The sequence below is a fragment of the Dyadobacter crusticola DSM 16708 genome (assembly GCF_000701505.1).
GTDB lineage: Bacteria > Bacteroidota > Bacteroidia > Cytophagales > Spirosomataceae > Dyadobacter > Dyadobacter crusticola.
Window position 1 is genome coordinate 201,920 of record NZ_JNJB01000004.1, and the last position, 19,586, is coordinate 221,505.

At 46.8% G+C, this 19,586-nt stretch carries 23 protein-coding genes; 10 read left to right on the forward strand and 13 right to left on the reverse strand.

Annotation, left to right across the window (positions count from 1 at the left end; translation table 11 throughout):
- Positions 1–211: 211 nt before the first annotated feature.
- A complete protein-coding gene (locus Q369_RS28210; protein ID WP_051663912.1) occupies positions 212–3,034 on the forward strand; it encodes a phospholipase D-like domain-containing protein in 2,823 nt (940 codons plus the stop codon).
- 35 nt (positions 3,035–3,069) lie between these two features.
- Complete coding sequence (locus tag Q369_RS0104375; protein ID WP_031526589.1) at positions 3,070–3,471, forward strand: OsmC family protein; 402 nt, start codon at positions 3,070–3,072, stop codon at positions 3,469–3,471.
- A 33-nt stretch (positions 3,472–3,504) separates the two neighbouring features.
- Here Q369_RS0104375 and mtgA read toward each other — a convergent pair whose 3' ends face one another.
- Entirely contained in the window at positions 3,505–4,191 is a 687-nt protein-coding gene (mtgA, locus tag Q369_RS0104380; RefSeq protein ID WP_031526590.1) for a monofunctional biosynthetic peptidoglycan transglycosylase, read from the reverse strand.
- 121 nt (positions 4,192–4,312) lie between these two features.
- Here mtgA and Q369_RS0104385 point away from each other — a divergent pair, with 121 nt between their 5' ends.
- Positions 4,313–5,593 carry a DUF2851 family protein gene (locus Q369_RS0104385; protein WP_031526591.1) on the forward strand — a complete coding sequence of 427 codons (1,281 nt, stop codon included), beginning with the start codon at positions 4,313–4,315 and terminating at the stop codon, positions 5,591–5,593.
- Here the strand turns inward: Q369_RS0104385 and Q369_RS0104390 are convergent.
- Positions 5,590–5,787: a hypothetical protein gene (locus Q369_RS0104390; RefSeq protein ID WP_031526592.1), complete on the reverse strand. Its 198-nt coding sequence runs from the start codon at positions 5,785–5,787 to the stop codon at positions 5,590–5,592. The two genes, Q369_RS0104385 and Q369_RS0104390, sit on opposite strands and share 4 nt — an antisense overlap.
- A gap of 73 nt (positions 5,788–5,860) precedes the next feature.
- Positions 5,861–7,276, reverse strand: a complete 1,416-nt coding sequence (locus Q369_RS0104395) for a CCA tRNA nucleotidyltransferase (protein WP_031526593.1) — start codon at positions 7,274–7,276, stop codon at positions 5,861–5,863.
- A gap of 181 nt (positions 7,277–7,457) precedes the next feature.
- Here Q369_RS0104395 and Q369_RS0104400 point away from each other — a divergent pair, with 181 nt between their 5' ends.
- On the forward strand, positions 7,458–7,727 hold the full coding sequence (locus Q369_RS0104400; protein ID WP_031526594.1) for an MJ0235 family protein: 270 nt from the start codon (positions 7,458–7,460) through the stop codon (positions 7,725–7,727).
- Positions 7,702–8,049: a toxin-antitoxin system TumE family protein gene (locus Q369_RS0104405; RefSeq protein WP_031526595.1), complete on the forward strand. Its 348-nt coding sequence runs from the start codon at positions 7,702–7,704 to the stop codon at positions 8,047–8,049. Before Q369_RS0104400 ends, Q369_RS0104405 begins: the two co-directional genes overlap by 26 nt.
- 59 nt (positions 8,050–8,108) lie before the next feature.
- Here the strand turns inward: Q369_RS0104405 and Q369_RS0104410 are convergent, their stop codons facing one another.
- Both Q369_RS0104410 and Q369_RS0104415 read right to left on the reverse strand, forming a co-directional pair.
- On the reverse strand, positions 8,109–8,480 hold the full coding sequence (locus Q369_RS0104410) for a globin domain-containing protein (RefSeq protein ID WP_031526596.1): 372 nt from the start codon (positions 8,478–8,480) through the stop codon (positions 8,109–8,111).
- Positions 8,481–8,495: 15 nt separating this feature from the next.
- Entirely contained in the window at positions 8,496–9,269 is a 774-nt protein-coding gene (locus tag Q369_RS0104415; protein ID WP_031526597.1) for an AMP nucleosidase, read from the reverse strand.
- 51 nt (positions 9,270–9,320) lie between these two features.
- Here Q369_RS0104415 and Q369_RS0104420 point away from each other — a divergent pair, with 51 nt between their 5' ends.
- A complete protein-coding gene (locus tag Q369_RS0104420; RefSeq protein WP_031526598.1) occupies positions 9,321–9,770 on the forward strand; it encodes a type I restriction enzyme HsdR N-terminal domain-containing protein in 450 nt (149 codons plus the stop codon).
- 59 nt (positions 9,771–9,829) lie between these two features.
- Here the strand turns inward: Q369_RS0104420 and Q369_RS0104425 are convergent, their stop codons facing one another.
- Complete coding sequence (locus tag Q369_RS0104425; RefSeq protein ID WP_031526599.1) at positions 9,830–10,438, reverse strand: YceI family protein; 609 nt, start codon at positions 10,436–10,438, stop codon at positions 9,830–9,832.
- A 60-nt stretch (positions 10,439–10,498) separates the two neighbouring features.
- Complete coding sequence (locus tag Q369_RS0104430) at positions 10,499–10,957, reverse strand: MarR family winged helix-turn-helix transcriptional regulator (protein ID WP_031526600.1); 459 nt, start codon at positions 10,955–10,957, stop codon at positions 10,499–10,501.
- Between the two features lie 136 nt (positions 10,958–11,093).
- Between Q369_RS0104430 and Q369_RS0104435 the strand changes: the two genes are divergently transcribed.
- The 3 genes from Q369_RS0104435 (at position 11,094) to Q369_RS0104445 (ending at position 14,290) form a co-directional block, all read left to right on the forward strand.
- Positions 11,094–11,672, forward strand: a complete 579-nt coding sequence (locus Q369_RS0104435; protein WP_031526601.1) for a Maf family protein — start codon at positions 11,094–11,096, stop codon at positions 11,670–11,672.
- A 9-nt stretch (positions 11,673–11,681) separates the two neighbouring features.
- On the forward strand, positions 11,682–13,220 hold the full coding sequence (locus Q369_RS0104440) for an alpha-amylase family glycosyl hydrolase (protein ID WP_051663913.1): 1,539 nt from the start codon (positions 11,682–11,684) through the stop codon (positions 13,218–13,220).
- Positions 13,221–13,282: 62 nt separating this feature from the next.
- The gene (locus Q369_RS0104445; protein ID WP_031526603.1) at positions 13,283–14,290 is read left to right on the forward strand and encodes an SMP-30/gluconolactonase/LRE family protein; all 1,008 of its coding nucleotides are present in this window, start codon (positions 13,283–13,285) and stop codon (positions 14,288–14,290) included.
- A 1-nt stretch (position 14,291) separates the two neighbouring features.
- On the opposite strand, the gene Q369_RS0104450 is transcribed toward Q369_RS0104445, so the two are convergent.
- Positions 14,292–14,801 (reverse strand): hypothetical protein, encoded by a 510-nt coding sequence (locus Q369_RS0104450; RefSeq protein WP_031526604.1) that lies wholly within the window; start codon positions 14,799–14,801, stop codon positions 14,292–14,294.
- 12 nt (positions 14,802–14,813) lie between these two features.
- Positions 14,814–15,332 (reverse strand): hypothetical protein, encoded by a 519-nt coding sequence (locus Q369_RS0104455; protein WP_031526605.1) that lies wholly within the window; start codon positions 15,330–15,332, stop codon positions 14,814–14,816.
- A 195-nt stretch (positions 15,333–15,527) separates the two neighbouring features.
- Between Q369_RS0104455 and Q369_RS0104460 the strand changes: the two genes are divergently transcribed.
- A complete protein-coding gene (locus Q369_RS0104460) occupies positions 15,528–16,031 on the forward strand; it encodes a GtrA family protein (protein ID WP_031526606.1) in 504 nt (167 codons plus the stop codon).
- On the opposite strand, the gene Q369_RS0104465 is transcribed toward Q369_RS0104460, so the two are convergent.
- The 4 genes from Q369_RS0104465 to Q369_RS28980 form a co-directional block, all read right to left on the reverse strand.
- Positions 16,032–17,216: a thiolase family protein gene (locus tag Q369_RS0104465; RefSeq protein WP_031526607.1), complete on the reverse strand. Its 1,185-nt coding sequence runs from the start codon at positions 17,214–17,216 to the stop codon at positions 16,032–16,034. It lies immediately after the preceding gene.
- Positions 17,217–17,218: 2 nt separating this feature from the next.
- Positions 17,219–17,470 carry a DUF6814 family protein gene (locus tag Q369_RS0104470; protein WP_031526608.1) on the reverse strand — a complete coding sequence of 84 codons (252 nt, stop codon included), beginning with the start codon at positions 17,468–17,470 and terminating at the stop codon, positions 17,219–17,221.
- Between the two features lie 35 nt (positions 17,471–17,505).
- The gene (locus Q369_RS0104475) at positions 17,506–19,035 is read right to left on the reverse strand and encodes an MFS transporter (RefSeq protein ID WP_031526609.1); all 1,530 of its coding nucleotides are present in this window, start codon (positions 19,033–19,035) and stop codon (positions 17,506–17,508) included.
- 132 nt (positions 19,036–19,167) lie between these two features.
- Positions 19,168–19,482 (reverse strand): hypothetical protein, encoded by a 315-nt coding sequence (locus Q369_RS28980; protein ID WP_031526610.1) that lies wholly within the window; start codon positions 19,480–19,482, stop codon positions 19,168–19,170.
- Positions 19,483–19,586: the final 104 nt, after the last annotated feature.

Genomic DNA, 19,586 nt, shown 5'->3' on the forward strand with positions numbered 1-19,586 from the left:
TGTAAGCGACTTGAAAAACTGCGTTATTGTTGCAAAAATCAAAGTAAGCTACCATTTCACCGCAAATATTTAACAAAAATTTGATCTCGGCAGGAAAAGAAAATGTACGGGATCCGTGTTCTACCGCTAAGTAAAAACAGTGCCTTACCGCCTATCCCGGCGCGATAGTTGAATAACTTAGGTTACGTCCCACACTTTAACACTCAGCGGTATGAACAATGAATTTAGAAAGCAACTTTCGAAAACCAGAACAAGGTTTTTGACCAGAAATAAGGAACGTGACCGCAATATCTGGCTGATCAATCACCAGCAATATTTTGACATTGATTCGCCCGCACGGGTAAAAAAATTCCTGGAAAGAAGGAATTTCGGTGTGGCCGACACCAGGGAAATTATGGCTGCGGAAAGCGGCTTTCCCAAACCAATTGAGAAACCCGCGGAGAAAATACAGGTCAAAAGTCTTGAAAGGATCCTCGGCACCAATGATCTTGTTGATATCTCTTTTTTATACAAAGCAATTCAATTTTCTAAAACCGTCGGCAGGATTTGGCTTACCGATACTGCCGACAAGATCATCGGCTACGGAACAGGTTTTATGATCTCGCCGGTTTTAATGATCACCAATCACCACGTACTGCCCGACATTGCAACTGCTTCGGGCGCCAGATTAGAAATGAACTATGAGTTTGACGCCAATCAGGTATTACGTGCGTCAGACCTTTTCAGACTTGAACCGACGACTTTCTTCGTAGCCGACGAAGAGCTGGACTATGCAATTGTTGCTGTCGCGCCGATCAGCAGCGCGGGGCGGCCTCTATCGGAGTACGGTTTCAATACTTTGATCAGGGAAGAAGGAAAAACCATTATTTCACAATGGCTGAATGTGATAGAGCACCCGAACGGTCTTCCGAAGCAGATCGGACTTCGGGAAAATCAGCTGATTGATGTACTCGATGATTTTTTGCATTACAAAACCGACACCGCACCGGGCGCTTCGGGATCGCCGGTTTTCAATGAGGAATGGGAAGTTGTAGGGCTGCATCATTCCGGTGTTTACGAGCAGGATGCGGCTGGTAATATCATCGCGGTAGATGGTACTTTGTGGAATAGCTCAATGGGCGAGGATAAGATCAAATGGGTTGTCAATGAAGGAGTTAGGATCAGTTCTATTCTCAAACACATGGATAGCCGCATGCTGACCGGCAGAGAGGCTAGTTTGTATCAACAGCTTTTTACAGCGAGATCAAATCATGAAATGCCGGAAATAACTGGGCCGCAAAGCTTTTCATCAGTTCCAGCTGTGACGAGCACCGACGGGAGTGTCACTGTGACTGTTCCCTTATCTGTCACTTTTCGGCTTGGTAATGCGGCAAGTTCGGTTATGAACCCGGTAATTACCCAACCTGCCACGGATCAGCTTGCATTAACTCCGCAGCCGCTGAGCGAAGCCGCAATCCTGCAAAGAGCCAGGCAGGAGCTTGCCGAACGTGCCGATGTATTGCATGTGCGAATGGGCTATGTATTCGAAAACGGCTGGATTACTCGCAAACGGGCTATTGTGGTGACGGTACCCAGACGGAAACCAATTGGTGAGCTGGTGCGCGGCGGCTCTTCTCCCCTGCCTGCCACTTTGCTGGGTTACCCGATAGAAGTGTCCGGTCCGACGATTGAGGATTTAATCCGATTTGAAAAAGGGCCGGAGACGCTGGAAACCCTGATCAATCCATTTGCTTTCGCACTTGAAAGCCGCTACTTCCCTCCTGCCGACGCCGAGTTGAAGAAGGTACAAGGCTTTATGAAGGTGAATGCAAATGTGAGCCCGGAACAAGGCTGGCGGAACTTGCAGCCGTTCCTGGAAGGTACCGAAAGATCACTGACCGTCGGAATGTACGATTTCGGCTCGCTGCACATTTTGAATGCGATAGCAAGTCTTTCAGAGAAGGGGTCTTTTGAAAAAATGACTATGGCGATCCAGGTTGGTTCCAGTGCCGGAGAAGGCACTAAAAAAGACGATTTGCAGGATGCAGAAATGGTTGAGGAGCTGGGTGAGCAGCTGGGGCCGAAGTTCAGGAATGCGTGGGTGAGGATTGGTACTAAAAACGGCTGGGTACCTTCGAGTTATCACATTAAAACGGCAGTGCGTGACGGTAAGTCCATTTTCCTTTCGAGCGGCAGCTGGCAATCCTCCAACCAACCCGACCTGGACAAACTTGAAAATGCAACACAGTCGTATCTACTAAAAACCTATAACCGGGACTGGCATGTACTTGTCGAAAATGAGCAGATAGCGGCGACTTACGAGAAGTTTCTGCTGCACGATTATGAGAATAATAAGCAAACGACCATCAAGCCAGCCGAGGAATCAATGGTTCAGGAGCTATTCTTCCTGATCCCGGCTTTGGAAGATGCGTCTTTCATGGAGGAAGCGGTTTCTTACCAATCTTTCGCGCCTTTCCATGCAGAGAGGGAATTTACAGTAACCCCGCTTTTATCACCCGACAACTATTTTGAAGAGGTGCTCGCATTGGTACAATCGGCAACCGAGGAGCTTTTTATCCAAAATCAAACCTTCAATGCGCCTAAGCCAATGCACGAGAAGCTGCGGCAATTGACCGATGCTGTATTGCACAAGCAGCAGGAAGGCGTTGATGTCAGGATTATTTTTAGAAACTTCATCGCTTCCGAAGCCCGCAAAAACCTGGAAGCACTTGTTGAGCTCGGATTTGATCCGATGAAGATCCGAATGCACGACAAATGTCACACCAAAGGAATAATGGTGGATGGAAAAAAAGTGCTGATCGGGAGCCAGAACTGGTCGAACGACGGGGTATCTGTAAATAGGGACGCGAGCTTGTTATTTGAAGATGAAGAGCTTACTGATTATTTCAAACAAATATTCCTGCACGATTGGGAGAAGCTGGCGAAGAATAACATCGGTCGCGAAAGTCTCAGCTTGCAGGTTACGAATGCGACAGATCCTGTGCCTGCGGGAATGGTCAGAGTAGGTTGGTCGGACATTTTGGAGATGCTTTGAATCCATTTAAAAGCAAAAACTAAATCTCATTCGCTATGAAAATTTCAGCCACGCTTAAAAATAGTTTGAACGAACACCACCTGGAAGTAGCGACTAATGGAGCGGCCAGGAACGTTCAGATACCGCCGAAGCCTACCGGTTACGGGTCGGCTGTTAACGGAGGTGAAATGCTGTTACTGGCACTCGCGACGTGTTTTTGCAATGATATTTACAGAGAAGCAGCTAAAAGCAACATATCTGTTTCAGGCGTAGAGGTTAACTGTACAGCAGATTTCGGTGCGGAAGGTGAACCGGGGAGTAATTTTCAATACACGGTGAAGGTTATTTCGGATTCCCCGAAAAACATCATTGAGGACCTGATTGAACATACAAACCGCATCGCCGAAATCCACAACACAATCCGGGTCGGAACTGCCGTGACACTTGTTAATTCCTGATCTAAATTGAGGAACACACTGTAAAACTGCTATCTACAGATTTTCGATATACTTCTGTCCGCCGAGGTAACGCATTTGTCTGACGATCTGGCCCGTGCGCCTGTTGACGTAAGCAGAGGGATTTTTGATTGAAAATTTGATCGGATTGGGAAGTACGGCGGCTATTCTTGCCGCTTCATAGCGTGTTAGCTTCTTCGCTGATTTGTTGTAGAAACGCAGCGAGGCAGCTTCCACGCCGAATGTCATTTCTCCCATTTCGGCCACATTGAGATATACTTCAAGAATGCGCTCTTTGTCCCAGATCAACTCGATCAGCACTGTAAAATAAGCTTCGAGTCCCTTTCTGAGATAACTTCTTCCGTGCCACAGAAAAACATTTTTAGCGACTTGCTGCGAAATGGTACTCGCTCCGCGTGCACGTTTGCGTTTTTCGGTGACTGCATTGTAAATCTGATCAAAATCGAATCCCCAATGCTTTGGAAAGTTCTGATCCTCCGAAGCAACTACTGCCAAAGCCACTTCTTTCGAAATATTCTCGTAGGGTTCCCAATCGTGAAAAAGCTCGGTATCCTCGTCGGCTTTGAATGCCTCGATTTTTCGTGAAAGCATATAGGGCGTAACCCAAACCGGTACAAACCTGAGAATCACTACCCAAATAATAGAAACTCCGAAAAACAAAATCAAAATTCTCAGCGCAATGAACTGCAAACGGCGGAGCATAAAACTTTTCACTTCAACAAACAGAAACCAACGGACAAATTGAGCGTACAAAGAACAGAAACTAATCAGGTTTAGACAAAGAAATCAAAACCATTATTTATCCGTCCCGTACAGCTGTCCTATGAATGAAGAGATCCTGAGTTTTGTTTGGCGCTTTCAATATTTTGATTCCGCAAACTTGCTTACAGATGAAAATTTAAGCATTTCGGTGATCCGCACCGGTTACAGAAACACCAATGCTGGTCCCGATTTCCTGGAAGCCGGCGTGGTGCTGGATGGTGTTCACTGGTATGGGAGCATTGAAGTCCATGTGAGATCGTCGGACTGGTTCATGCACGCGCACGAAATCAATCCTGCTTATGAAAGTGTGATACTGCATGTGGTTTGGGAAAATGACAAGCCGATTATCCGGCAGGACGGTACGCTCGTGCCAACTTTATCACTCAAAGGATTGATCAAAGATTCGGTATTGCAAAGGTACAGTCTGCTGCAGGACGCGCACGAAGGAATTCCGTGTCATGCGCTTTTTGACAAAATCCATGAGATACATAAGTTCGCCATGCTCGACCGGGTTCTTCTGGAAAGGCTCAGCAGAAAGGCCGGCGAAGTAGCCGCTCTGCTGGAAGTGAACAAGAATGACTGGGATCAGACTGCCTACCAGTGGCTGGGAAAGCACTTCGGCTTCAAACTGAACGATCCGGCATTTTTGCGATTGATGCAGATTGTTCCCTGGAAAATTCTCCGGAAGCATCGCGACCGGCCGCTGCAAATTGAAGCCATTCTTTTCGGCACCGCAGGATTGATCCCGGAGCGGTCGGAAGATGTTTATGTCCGGATGCTGCAGCAGGAATTCAGGTTTTTGGGCTCAAAATACAAGCTGACCGGGCAGCAGATGAATGCACACGAATGGAAATATGCGCGTCTTCGCCCAGCGGGATTCCCTACAATCCGGATCTCTCAGCTGGCGCAGCTCCTGAGTGCCGAATGCACCCTGTTTTCACAAATCATCTCGCTCGAATCCTTTTCTGACCTGCAACAACTTTTTCATCTTCGTCAGTCGGATTACTGGACGCAGCATTATGTGTTTGACAAAAAGTCGGCGGCGCCTGTGCCTGCAATGGGAAAAGATGCAGCCTCGCTGCTGATTATCAATGGGATTATTCCTGTGCTGGTGGCCTATTCGAAGCACAGAAACCAGCCGGAGTTGCTGGATAAAGCGATTTACTGGCTTTCACAACTACCGTCGGAAAGCAACCGGATCACAAGAGAATGGGCGACGCTGGGAATGCAGGTGAAAACATCTGCCGATTCCCAGGCGCTGATTGAGTGGTATAATATCTATTGTATGCCCAAAAAGTGCCTTGAATGCACAGTAGGCGCCGGATTGGTGCGGGCTGTTTAGCCTTTTACGAGGTTCACACCTGTGAGCAGGAATACGGTACCAACCAGAAAAGGCACTACCGACTCCCATTTCGATACTGTGAGCCCAAGCACGGGCTTGTCGGACAGGAATGCGATGCAGGCAAAAAGAAGTACTGAAATGCCGAGAATTGTTAAAAGCGCGCCGAAGAACCGCTTGAACTGGGTATTTTCCATTGGGGTGGTGAAAGAGAAGATGTTTTGGTAAAAATATAAATTAGTGCCTTATGCTAGCAAAATACGTACCGGATCATTGCACGGAAAGACCCATTTTCTTACCCTCTTCAACCATGAAAGCGTAAGCTGGTTCGTATTCATTGGGAATGGTGCCTTCCAGGATCGCTTCTCTTACCAATTCCTTGATGATACCTACTTCCTTGGCCGGTTTAAGACCGAAAGTCTGCATAATCATTTCACCGGTGATCACGGGCTGGAAATTGCGCAGCTTGTCCCGCTCTTCAAGGTCTTTCAGCTTTTGCTCAACGAGATCAAAATTGTGCAGGTACTTCTTTACTTTTTCGGGATTCTTTGAGGTAATATCTGCCCGGCAAAGCTTCATTAATGCTTCTATATCTTCTCCTGCTTCCACGAGCAGGCGACGCATTGCGGAGTCGGTAATTTCTTCTTTAGACAACACAATGGGCCTCAAATGCAGCCTTACCAGCTTTTTGACAAACCGCATCTTTTCATTAAGGGGCAACTTCATTCGGCGGAAAATGACGGGAACCATCCTCGCGCCGACTTCCTCGTGATTGTGAAATGACCAGCCTATCTTTTTATCAAACTTCTTGGTAGCCGGCTTGGCAATATCGTGCAGGATCGCCGCCCAGCGCAGCCAAAGGTCGTCTGTGTGCTGAGAAACATTATCGAGAACCTGCAATGTGTGGTAAAAATTATCCTTGTGCCCCTTCCCCTCAATGTTTTCCACGCCTTGGAGCTCGATCATTTCAGGGAAAATAATGTGAAGCAATCCTGCGTGGAACAGCAGTTTGAAGCCGTAGGAAGGTGTTTTGGAAAGAATGATCTTGTTAAGTTCATCGGAAATCCGCTCCATGGAAACAATGGAGATCCGGTCCTTCATTTTCACGATCGCATCGAAGGTATCTGCTTCAATGTCGAAATTGAGCTGGCTTGCAAAACGGATTGCGCGCATCATCCGCAATGGATCGTCGGAAAAGGTGATTTCAGGTCCAAGGGGTGTACGGATAATCTTCTTTTTAAGATCTTTAACTCCCTCAAACGGATCAATGAGATCTCCGAACGTACCATTTTTCAAGCTGATCCCCATTGCATTAATGGTGAAATCACGCCTGTTCTGATCGTCGGCCAGAGTACCGTCTTCAACAGCCGGTTTGCGGGAATCGGCGCGGTAGGATTCTTTGCGCGCGCCCACAAATTCTATTTCCAGGTCGCCCTGGCGGATCTGGGCAGTTCCGAAATTGCGGTAAACACTTACAAAAACATCGGGGCCAAGCTGGCTGGCGACCAGTTCAGCGAGCTCGATCCCGCTGCCAATGCAAACAATATCAATATCCTTGCTGTTTCTTTTGAGTATCAGGTCCCTTACAAAACCACCGATCACATACGCTTCCACACCCAGCTCAGCCGCAGCTTTCGCCACAATCTCCAATATCGGATAGCCGGATAATTGCTCTTTGAAATTCATGCGGCAAAGGTAATATTTTCTTGTTTTGCCCGTGCCAGCGCGGAAAAGTTACTTGTAAGGGTTCTTTGACAGCCTCCTTTCGCATTACAAAGTGCAAAAGTCTGGTCATGTAACATTTCCGGGCGTAACTTGTTTACTTATAAGTAATAATTAAATTTGTTTTAAGCCTAAATTAAATATCATGCTAACACTAAGCAAAAAACAAATCGGCAATTGGGTACTTTTGGACTACTTGTCTCAAAAGCAGGTTTATGCTGAAAAAATCTCCTTGCTGGAGAAGAAATACAATGCGGATTTGCTTGCTTTCGAGCAACAAGTTGAAAATGCTGAGACAGAAAGTTTCGAAGCTTGGGATGACCTGATCGAATGGAAAGCATATCAACAGTTGTTGACTGACGTAACTACGAAAATAACTGATATTAGGAATGGAGATTTTCAAATGGCTGGATAATCCCTCCCTTGTCAGCAGTTACATTGTTAATGATTTCAGACAGACCGATGAATCATTTTATTTGAACATCGAAGCCCATTTTGTAGATCAATCTATTTTATACATCAGAGAATTTACGGAAGTAAGCAGGCGCAAATATGCATTTCGCTGGCAAAAAAAATCAGGGAATTTGATCATGCGCTGGGACAATGCCCCACACTTTCCAAACTTGCAAACCTTCCCCCACCATAAACACTTAAGCACAGGAGAAGCCGAACCGAGTCACGATATTTCGCTTAGTGATGTTCTAAGGGAGATCGAGAACATTATCCATAGAAGATAAGGGTGAAGGAAATCACGCCGGAAGGTCAAGCATTAAAGTAGCGCGAGGCGCAGCTCTCCTCAACTATTCACCATAAAAAACGCAGTCCTCGGGAACCGGTCAAATAGCTCGTCTTTCAGCTCGTTGCTGATCGGCAGCTTCCCTACTGCGGCAGACATGCATTGCAGCCAGGCTACTGCGTCGTCCTCCGTAATGGTATGCGGCATGTGGCGGGCGCGCATCATCGGGTGTCCGTATACTTCCGAATAAAGCTGCGGACCGCCCAAAAACTGTGTCAAAAACAACCGTTGCTTTTCCTTGATCAGATCCTTATCGGTTTTAAATAGCCGTGAAATAAGCTCGTGGCTGAAAACAAGGTCGTAAAAGTTATCTGTCAGCGTTCTAAGAGCTGCATCGCCGCCGATGCGTTCGTATAATGTTTGGTTCTCCATTTTGATCCGCAAATTCTAGTTTTCAAATCGCATATGCTTCACAGACTCTCCTGAACGTGCCAGTTCTGTCAAAGCTTCAATGCCGATTTCAAGGTGTTTTTTAACAAAGTTGGTTGTTACTTTCTTATCGCTCTCTTCCGTTTTCACGCCCTCAGGCACCAATGGATTATCAGAAACAAGCAACAGTGCGCCGTGCGGAATGGAGTTGGCAAATCCGACAATAAAAATCGTCGCAGTTTCCATATCTATCGCCATGGCCCGGATCGCGCGCAGGTATTCTTTAAACTCATCATCGTGTTCCCAGATCCTGCGGTTGGTGGTGTAAACTGTACCTGTCCAGTAATCCATTTTGTGTTTTTTGATACTGGCCGAAACCGTACTTTGCAGCCGGAAAGAAGGTAATGCAGGAATTTCGGGAGGCATATAATCGTCACTCGTACCTTCTCCGCGAATTGCCGCGATCGGGAGGATCAGGTCTCCTACCTGCGTCTTTTTCAGCCCCCCGCATTTACCTAAAAACAATACAGCTTTCGGGTTGATCGCGGAAAGCAAATCCATTACAGTAGCCGCCATCGGGCTTCCCATTCCGAAATTGATGATGGTGATATCTTTGGCAGTGGCAGTTTGCATGGCGCGTCCGTGTCCCTTCACGGGCACATCAAACTTTTCCGCAAACATGGTCACATAGTTCCCGAAATTGGTCAGCAGGATATAGCTCCCAAAATCCTCTACCGGCGTTCCCGTATACCGTGGAAGCCAGTTTTCGACGATTTGCTCTTTGGTAGTCATGAATTCAGACAGTTAATTGGCTGGGTTTGCAGGGATGCGTATCTTCGTTTTATGGAATCCTTGAACCTCCCCGCATTTGCCTATAAAGTTAAACAGGTTAATGGGAAACCGCATATTTTCGACATTATACGCAGGAAATTCGTAACCCTCACGCCCGAGGAATGGGTGCGCCAGCATTTCATTCATTTGCTGATTACGCACTACGGCTATCCCAAATCACTGTTCGCCGTGGAAACCGGCATGCAATACAATTCTCTTGCCAAAAGGACGGATATCATGATCCTGTCGTCCAATTCTCTTCCCTTCTTGCTGGTAGAATGCAAGGCTCCATTTATACCCCTCACGGAGGCAACTTTCGCGCAGATCAGCAGGTACAATTTCACCATCCAGCCGCAGTTCCTGGCTGTCACAAATGGCATGAGCCATTATTGTTTCAAAGCTGTGGACGGACAGATCAGCTTTATGGACGATTTTCCGGCTTACAGGGAAAACAACCTGTAAAAAAGGAAAGCCTGTCACAAACGGACAGGCTTTACCAGATTATTATTAGCCATGAAAAATTATTTCGCTGCAACCAATTTCACGTCAATTGTGAAATCATCATTGATCATTTTGTCGCCTAAGTTCTCGAAAAATGATTTAGAGTTGTATTTGATATCGTATTTAGAACGGTCAACTACCATTTTACCAGTTGCCTCCGCGCCATTTGCAGTTGTCTTAACAGTTACCGGGAAAGTAACAGGCTTGGTAATTCCTTTGATTGTCAAATCTCCCGTCACGTCGTAAACACCAGCAGACTTCGGTGCAGCTTTTGTTACTACAAAAGTAGCGGTTGGGTGCTTTTCAACTGAAAAGAAATCGTCAGATTTCAAGTGACCGATCAGTTTTCCATTGTATTCTTTGTCAGTAAGGTCAGTATTAGTAATGCTGGTCAGGTCGGCCACAAATTTGCCACCCGTCAATTTAGCACCATCCATAATAATCGTACCTTCTTTCAATGCGATTTTTCCTGTATGCTCGCCTGTTACTTTCTTTCCTACCCAAATAAGTTCGCTTTTGGCAGTGTTTACTTTCAGGTTAGTGGCTTTTTTGCCGTCCTCAGCAGACACAGAAGCGGAAACAAATGCAGCAACGGCAAGTGATGCACAGAAAAATTTCACTGATTTCATTGTAGTTTTCATCGTAAATTAAATTGAATTGTTTATTGTGATTATTGTTTTGAGTGAAAATTATTGTTCGGCTTCCCTGACCTTATCAAGCAATGCACTGATCTGATCTGCTTCCTCGGGTGTAATGATGTTGAACCTGTCTTCCCATTGATCCACGTAAGGGTCCAGTTCTGTAAGCAGCCGCAGCCCTTCCTCAGTGATCACCACATCCACAGCCCGCCTGTCCTTTTCGCAGGAGCTGCGCTTTGCCAGGTTTTTGGCGAGCAGCTTATCCACAAGTCTCGACGTGTTCGAGTTGCGGTCGAGCATACGCTCCGTAATATCACTAACCTTGATCGGCGTGGTACCCTGCCCGCGCAGAATGCGGAGTACATTGTACTGCTGAGGTGTGATATCGTGGCTTTTGAAAAATTCAAGTTGCTTGTATTCCAGCCAATTGGTCGTGTAAATCAAGTTCAGCGCAAGCCGCTGGTACGGGCTCCGAAATTTTTTTTGTTTGATATCAGTTTCAATTGACATGGTGTCTTGCTGTTAATGCAAATAATAATGTATGTACATTTAATGTTGTAACATCTATTTATCCTGGGATAGTTCCTCACAGCTTAAAATATTTATCCCAAAATCGTTTTTAGAACATTTATATATCTAAATATTAATGATTTACCTCCAAAAACCACTAATCCTCGCATCGAATTCGCCCCGCAGAAAACAGCTGCTAAATGACCTCGGCTTCCATTTCGAAGTAGATGTATTGTCCATCGATGAAAGCTTCCCGGCCGATTTGCCCACGCACGAAGTTGCCGGCTACATTTCTGGTGCAAAAGCGGAGGTATTCAGGGGAAAACGGCCGGGAGACCTTGTTTTGACCGCAGATACCGTGGTAGTGGCAGATAACCGCATTCTGGGCAAACCCGCAGATGAAGCAGAAGCTTACGAAATGCTGAAATTGTTGTCGGGGAAAAAACATGATGTGGTCACAGCGGTGAGCATCCTTGCGGACAATGTGCTGGAAACCGTGTCGGACGTAGCAACAGTTTATTTCCGCAAGCTCGAAGATTCGGAAATAACCTATTATATTGAGCTATGCAAACCGTTTGATAAAGCAGGTGCTTACGGCGTACAGGAATGGATCGGAATGACGGCCATCGAAAAAATCGAAGGTTCTTTTTACACGATTATGGGCCTGCCTGTTCACATTGTATACCAGAAGCTGAAACCCTTTTTCAGGGATTAAAAACGCTCAATGATTGCCGACAGATCAAGATTTATTCCCCGGGTTTGTTATGAGATTTTCGTCCGCTCTTTTTGCGATTCGAATGAAGACGGGATCGGTGACCTGAAAGGCATTATATCCAAGCTGGATTACCTTGCCGATCTTGGCATTGAGGCGATCTGGCTCACTCCCATTCATCCCTCGCCGAGCTACCACAAGTACGATGTTGTCGATTATTTCTCCATTGAGCCTGAATATGGTACCATCTACGATTTCAGGCGGTTGCTTTACGAAGCACACAAACGAAAGATCGAAATATACCTCGACCTGATTGTTAACCACACCAGCACGCTCCATCCATGGTTTACCGAAGCGCGCAAAAGTCCCGATAACCGGTTCCGTCAGTTTTACTGGTGGATGACACCACCGCAAATTGACGCGCTGGGTATTTCCCGCCGTGAAACTTCGGACGATTCGCAGGTGGTATATCCCTGGCATGAAAACGCAGGAGATCAGGAAAAATATTACGGCTTGTTTTACAAAGGTATGCCCGATCTCAATTACCACTCGACTGCACTTCGCTCAGAACTGGAAAAAATCATCCATTTCTGGTTGGTAGAAATCGGGGTAGATGGCTTTCGTCTGGATGCAGCCCGGCACATTTTCCCGGAGTGGGAGAAAGAACATAGTCTTGAATTCTGGGACTTTTTTGCCAGTCTGATCAAAAAAAGCAATCCGAATGCATTTACAGTTGGTGAAGTTTGGGCCGAAACGGAAGAAGTCGCGCCATACTTCAAGCACCTCGACGCCACTTTCCACTTTGATCTGAGTTTTGCATTGCAGCGCATGCTGGTGCAGGAACAAGACGAAGACCTGGTCGAAAAGCTCAATGCGAGCTACGCGCTTTTCGCAGAATACAACCCGTTCTTCATAGATGCTACTATGCTGACCAACCACGATCAGGAGCGGATAGGAAGTGTTGTAGTAAATCATCCCGAAAAGATAAAGCTGGCGGCCAGCATCTTGCTAACCCTACCCGGCCAGCCTTACATATATTATGGAGAGGAGATCGGTATGCTGGGCTCCAAGCCCGACCCGCATATCCGCGAGCCTTTTCTGTGGTCGGAAAGCCCGGAAGAAGAACCAGGTACGACAAGCTGGATCAATGCAAAATTCACTATCAAGGAAACTGTTGTTCCATTGTCCCGGCAAGTCGCCGATCCGCATTCCATTTATCACCATTATCGTAAGCTGATCCACCTTCGTAAAGCCGAGCCTGCCCTGTCGCAGGTCCTTAACCCGAATCTTTCATCTGTAAATCTGTTTGACGAACAGCTACTTGCATATCTGCGGCCGCATCCTGCACGCCCGATACTGGTCATTCATAATCTGAGTGGCTCAACTAAAAATATCAGGATACCGCCGCTGCTACGGGATATGCGCGAGGTACTTTTTACAAATGATCCTAAAATCGCGGGCGATTTCACAGGAGGCCAGCTGGCGCCCTACGCAAGCCTGATTCTGGCCGGTGAGCTCATTCCCGCCGAATCTATTGGTCCCGAACAGTAGTTGCGGCAATGCAGCCCGCTTTTTATTTGCGTATCAAAATCCGCCAAATCACTTCCAGATCTATGAGAATCGCCTTTCGGCTTTTTGCATTCTTTACAATCGTGAATGCCGCTTTTGCCCAGAAACAATATCCTACAATGGGAAAGGTGGTTTTTGAAGATGCAGCATTAGAGAAATTGATTTCCAAAGATGCGAAAGTAGAAGTACTCGCTTCCGGCTTCGACTGGTCGGAAGGCCCTGTTTGGGTGAAAGAAGGCGGCTTTTTGCTGTTTTCTGATGTGCCGAAAAATAGAGTTTACAAATGGGAAGAAAAAAGCGGGCTCTCCGTTTTTCTCGAACCTTCGGGTTATACCGGTAAAGGTGTTTACAGCGACGAGCCGGGAAGCAATGGACTGATCATCGACAGCCAGGGCCGCCTGGTATCCTGCGAACACGGAGACCGGCGCATTTCGGCAATGCCGCTGCAAGTCGGAGGCAAGCTTACATTGGCTGATCGTTTTTCGGGTAAGCGGTTTAACAGTCCAAACGATGTAGTTGAGCATTCAAATGGAAGCTACTACTTCACCGATCCGCCTTACGGTTTGAATAAAAAACACGAAGATCTGACGCGCGAAATTGCGCAGTTTGGTGTGTACAGAATTGCAAAAGACGGAACAGTAACCCAGGAGATCGCCGATCTGAGCAGACCAAACGGGCTCGCTTTCTCACCCGATGGTAAAACCTTGTATGTAGCCCAGTCCGACCCTGAAAAAGCTATTATCATGTCATATCCGGTAGATGGGAATGGAAAAGTTGGCAAAGGAAAATTGGTATACGACGCTACTCCCTTGCTCAAATCCGGCAAGAACGGACTACCCGATGGCTTGAAAGTGGATAAAGATGGAAACCTATGGTCTTCCGGCCCGGGCGGAATGTTGATCCTGACACCGGGCGGTAAACTTCTGGGCCGCATTGAAATGAATGAGCTTACTTCCAACTGCGCCTGGGGAGGCGATGGAAGTACTTTATACATGACAGTCGACGGCTACGTTTGCCGGATCAAAACGCTTACCAAAGGCGCAGGCTGGTAACTTACCTGTCAGCCCGGCGCACTGAGTTCAAAGTAGACTCTACTTCCGATTTTACGGCCGGCCAGTTGCTTTTTCCGTCGCGGTAAATCCGCGTGTAAGCTTTGTATAGCATCTTCTGATCCTCATCAATGCGGTCGAGCTGATCAGAAATAACCTGTCTTCCGGAATTACGCGCGGATCTGTACTCACCGATCAGGGTATCCCATCTTTTTTCGAGATTACTGATTTCATATAATACTACCTCGCCGAGCTTATCCATTTCCTGATATTGCAAAACCAGGTTGCGGTTATAATCTGCATCACCTGCGCCCCGGGAGCTCCCTTCGTTAATCTTGCTGTAATCCCTTCGATAGGAATCATCGGAACCTGTGCTTCTTGTATTCCTGTAACGATCGGAATCGTATGTGGATGTACCGTGACGCTGATCGTACCTTTTCTGCAAAGTTGCAGAGCAGGAGAGCTGGAATGCGGCGACCGCGGTAAGAAGGATTATGATAGATCCTTTTTTCATGAAGTGTTCAGGTTAGAAGTTATGTCTCAGCCCAATGCTGAGGTTTGGATTAAAGTAAAAGAATTTAGGGATCAATTCAAGATACCCGCCGCCTTCTACGAAGAATGAAGCTGGTCTTTGCGCAAAGAAAAATTCCAGCCCGACTGTTCCTGACGGCCCGGTTGAAATATTGGTTGTATAAACTGATTTTACATTGCGATCGGGATAGTATCTCCTGGAATTGACCTGAACGCCCGGACCTGCATAGGCGGAGATCCGCTCATTGAACAATGGTACATACCACTCGTAGCTCACATTGAACATCACACCCACACCACCCATATCATCGTTGCTCACTTTGTAGTTGTCTTTGCTTTTGAACAAACCAATGTACGTACCAAAGCTGATATCCAGCGCATTACGGTCTCCATATTTTCTGACGCTTACTGCTATCGGTTCACCGACTTCAAATCCGAATGCCCAATCCTGGCTTTGCGAAAAAGCATCGGTAACGAAAAGAAACAGGGAAGATAGAAGTAGTAGCTTTTTCATACTGGATGGCTGTTTTAATGAAATAAATCAACTAGATAGCGTTTTCAGAACAAAAATAGTGCCATATCGGCCTCTGTTCGCCATTCTTTCCGATCAATCAAATTCAATGTCCTGTTTTGGTTGAACACCAATTTCTTCCTAATATTGAGCCTTATTTGCGTTTCCAGCCATATTCAAAACTAACAGCCGCACACAGTGACCCAAGTCGAAAAGAGTAAGATTTTTAATGCAAAAGATTTAATAGCTTATTTTCTTGTTGCAGGCACCGGGGCGGTTATCCAATTAGTTTCCAGCAGTTTAATTCAGGATTGGTTCGGCATTTCGTGGAGCGACTCCATTGTTCCCTCCTACCTTGTAGGCTTGGTATGGGGATTTATCCTGACAAAACTTTTCGCATTCGATGCGCGCCGAAGCAATCAGACGCGCCGGGAAATGGTTAAGTTTTTTATGGTTGCGACCTTCTCTCTTTTTGTAACAAAATTAGGCGCTGACGGCTCCTACTACATTGTTACCCACTACCTGGGCTACGACATTTACGAAGCAAGGCTGCCTTTTGGAAAAAAAGAGGTGAACATTACTGAAATGATCTGCTACATATTCGGGCAGGGTTGCAGCTTCGTCAGCAACTACATTTTACACAAAACCTTCACTTTCAAAAGCACGGGTTTTTACAACCGCCTGAAAGTCCTGATCCGGTAACTACAAATTTTCAATAATCACCGCGGAAGCTCCGCCGCCGCCATTACAGATCGCAGCGAGTCCGTACCTGCCATTTTCTTGTTTTAAAACTGAAAGCAGGGTTGTGATAATGCGCGCACCGGATGCGCCGAGCGGGTGACCCAGCGACACTGCACCGCCGAAAACGTTTACTTTTTCTGCATCAAGCTTGAAAGCCTGCATATAAGCCAGCGCTACAACGGCGAACGCTTCATTTACCTCGAAATAATCAATATCGTTGATAGACAAGCCTGCCTTGGCAAGCACTCTCTCCGTAGCGAGCACAGGTGTTGTCGTAAACCAGGCGGGATCCTGTTCCGCATCAGCATAGGCAACAATGCGCGCCAATGGTGTTAAATAGCCTTTTTCAACGGTGCTTCGGTCAGCTAAAACCAGTGCAGCCGCGCCATCGTTGATGGTAGATGCATTTGCAGCGGTCACTGTCCCATCCTTGGAGAACACCGGTTTCAATGAAGGTATTTTTTCAAATTTCACCTTTTTAAATTCTTCATCCTCAGCAACCCACACCGACTCGCCTCCTTTTGGTGAAGGAACTTCGACCGAAATCAGCTCTCTTGCAAAAAAACCATTTGCAGTAGACTCGGCACTTCGCTTGTAAGACTGTATCGCAAATTCGTCCTGCGCTTCTCTGGTGATCCCGTATTTAGCCGCAGTCCGGTCGCCGCACACGCCCATACCGATCTGATCATAGACATCGGTGAGGCCGTCTTTGAGTAAACCATCCGTTATTTCGCCATGCCCATACCCGTACCCATTTCTCGCTTTGGGTAAATAATAGGGTATCTGCGACATATTTTCCATTCCGCCTGCAACCACCAATTGCGCATCGCCCAGCTGGATGGCCTGCGCCCCGAACACAGCCGCCTTCATACCCGAAGCACACACTTTGTTTACCGTTGTACAGATCACATTCTCAGGCAAACCTGCATATATAGCAGCCTGGCGGGCCGGAGCCTGCCCGAGATTAGCGGATACGACATTGCCCATGATCACCTCGTTTACCTGCTCAGCTTTCACGCCCGCCTGATCCAATGCGCCGCGAATAGCGGCAGCGCCAAGTCGGGCAGCGTGAACCGATGACAACGCGCCTCCGAAACTTCCGATGGGTGTCCGCACAGCAGACAGGATATATACTTCTTCCTTCATGATTACAATTCTGATGAACTTTCCGGCAAGCGGTCATACTCCCCTTTCCAGGCGTAATAACCGAAAATCACCAGTCCTGCGCAAATCGGGATGAATATCAAAATGATGATAAACCATTGTAAAGTGGTGTTGGTCCTCGCTATCCCTTCCGCCGCAGCTGCGATCTTGTCCGTTGCCTGCATAAACAAAAAAATGATGATAACAGGTCCAAGCAGCATCCAAACAATCCCTAAAAGCTTCTTTAATGCATTCATATTCTGAGTGTAATATTTTTAGAAACGAGAAAACCTTAGTCCATTACATTGTTATCAATCCGATTATCAATGTAAACAGCGCCGATCACGAATGAAAGGGCGGCGATACCGATCGGATACCAAAGTCCCGAGAGCGGCGTCGAGCCACTGAACGAAGCGACGAGTGTGGCAATAAACGGCACCAACCCACCGAAAACGCCATTTCCGATATGGTAAGGCAGCGACATCGAGGTGTACCGGATCTGGGTCGGGAAAAGCTCCACAAGAAATGCAGCGATCGGCCCGTAAACCATTGTAACAAGCAATACCTGGAAGAAAACGAGCAGAATAACGATCACATAAGTGGAACCCGAAAGTGTAACATCCTTGATCGTTGACTCCGGTGTAACTACCTCCTGGTCTGCCGATGCGGTGACAGTCTGCGTTTCTTTGAATGTCATTCCGTTGGCTAAAGTCTTTGTAACCGTAGTTGTGATCAGAGAGTCGCTTCCATTTGGCGCCAGACTACGCTCTTTTACCGGCTCCGAGGTACTTGCCAGACTTGTTTTCTCCATTTCACGCACATTGGTAGCGTCAATGAAGTATTGATAAATAGGTCGGTAACAAAATACGCCGAGCAGCATACCCGTCAGCATAATCCATTTGCGCCCCACCTTATCACTCCATGAGCCGAATACCACAAAAAACGGAGTGGCAAACAAAATCGCCCAAAGCAGGATGTAGCGTGATTCATTGAAATCCAGCTTACAGGTATTTTCAAGGAAAGACTGTGCATAAAACTGGCCGGTATACCAGATTACCCCCTGCCCCATTGTAGCTCCAAACAATGCGAGCAGTACCATTTTGAAATTGGCCTTCTTCTGAAAACTCTCTTTTAACGGGTTTGACGATACTTTCCCCTCCGCTTTCAACTTCGTAAAAACAGGGGACTCGTGCATTTTCATGCGGATGTAAATGGAAACGCCGACCAGCAGGATTGAAAGAAGAAACGGAATGCGCCAGCCCCAATCCGCAAAGTCTTCCGCCCCGAGCAAATTTTTGGTCACAACGATGATACCGAGTGAAAGGAAAAGGCCAAGTGTTGCGGTAGTTTGAATCCAGCTCGTAAAAAACCCTCTTCTGCCGACAGGCGCGTGTTCAGCAACATAAGTAGCCGCCCCGCCGTATTCACCGCCCAATGCAAGTCCCTGAACAAGCCTGAGTATCAGTACCAGAATAGGTGCCGCATACCCGATGCTGGAATAGGAAGGGATTAGTCCGATCAGGAAGGTAGACCCACCCATTAAGACCAGCGTAAGTAAAAAAGTGTATTTACGTCCGATTAAGTCTCCCAAACGTCCGAAAACCAATGCGCCGAATGGGCGGACAATAAACCCGGCCGCGAAAATGGCAAGTGTGTTGATCAGCGCGGAAGCACCTGCGTCGCTGGGGAACAGTTGCTGCCCGATGATAACTGCCAGACTGCCGAAAATGTAGAAATCATACCATTCGATTAATGTACCAAGTGAAGAAGCGGCAATTACCTGCGTAATGCTTTGGGTAACATTCGGATTGTCGGAACGCATGGGTTTGGGAAAGGTGGAGAAAAAACAATTTAGCTGAATAAGGCACAACCCGCTTTGCATTACTCATTACCCAAAGCAAAAGCCCTCCGGAGTTCGTCCAAAGGGCTTTCCAATTATTCAGGTTTATTAATCCTAAATTTCGTCATCATCATCATCATCATCCAGCGCGATAATCTCGTCACCATCTTCGATGACTACTTCGCGGTTTTCGATATCGTCATCGAAGTCCTCAACGACAGTACCTTCTTCGTCGATCAGATCTTCATCTTCGTCGACATCTACATATTCCTCGTCTTCGTCATCTTCTCCTTTTCCGCCGACGATATTCGGGTCTTCGGAAATCGGGGCTGACTGCTGTGTATTTGTAGGATAATCCGGAAATACCGGCGGTTCAATAATGGGTTTGCTGGTATCCAGGATTGCTGGTTCTCCTCTTTGGCGTATCATGATATTTGCAGTTTAAGGTTCGTTAATGTTTTGACGAATACATTAAATAATCATTCCAAAAAAACGAAAATGCGGATTAACGGGAAGGAATCAATCCTGCGGCC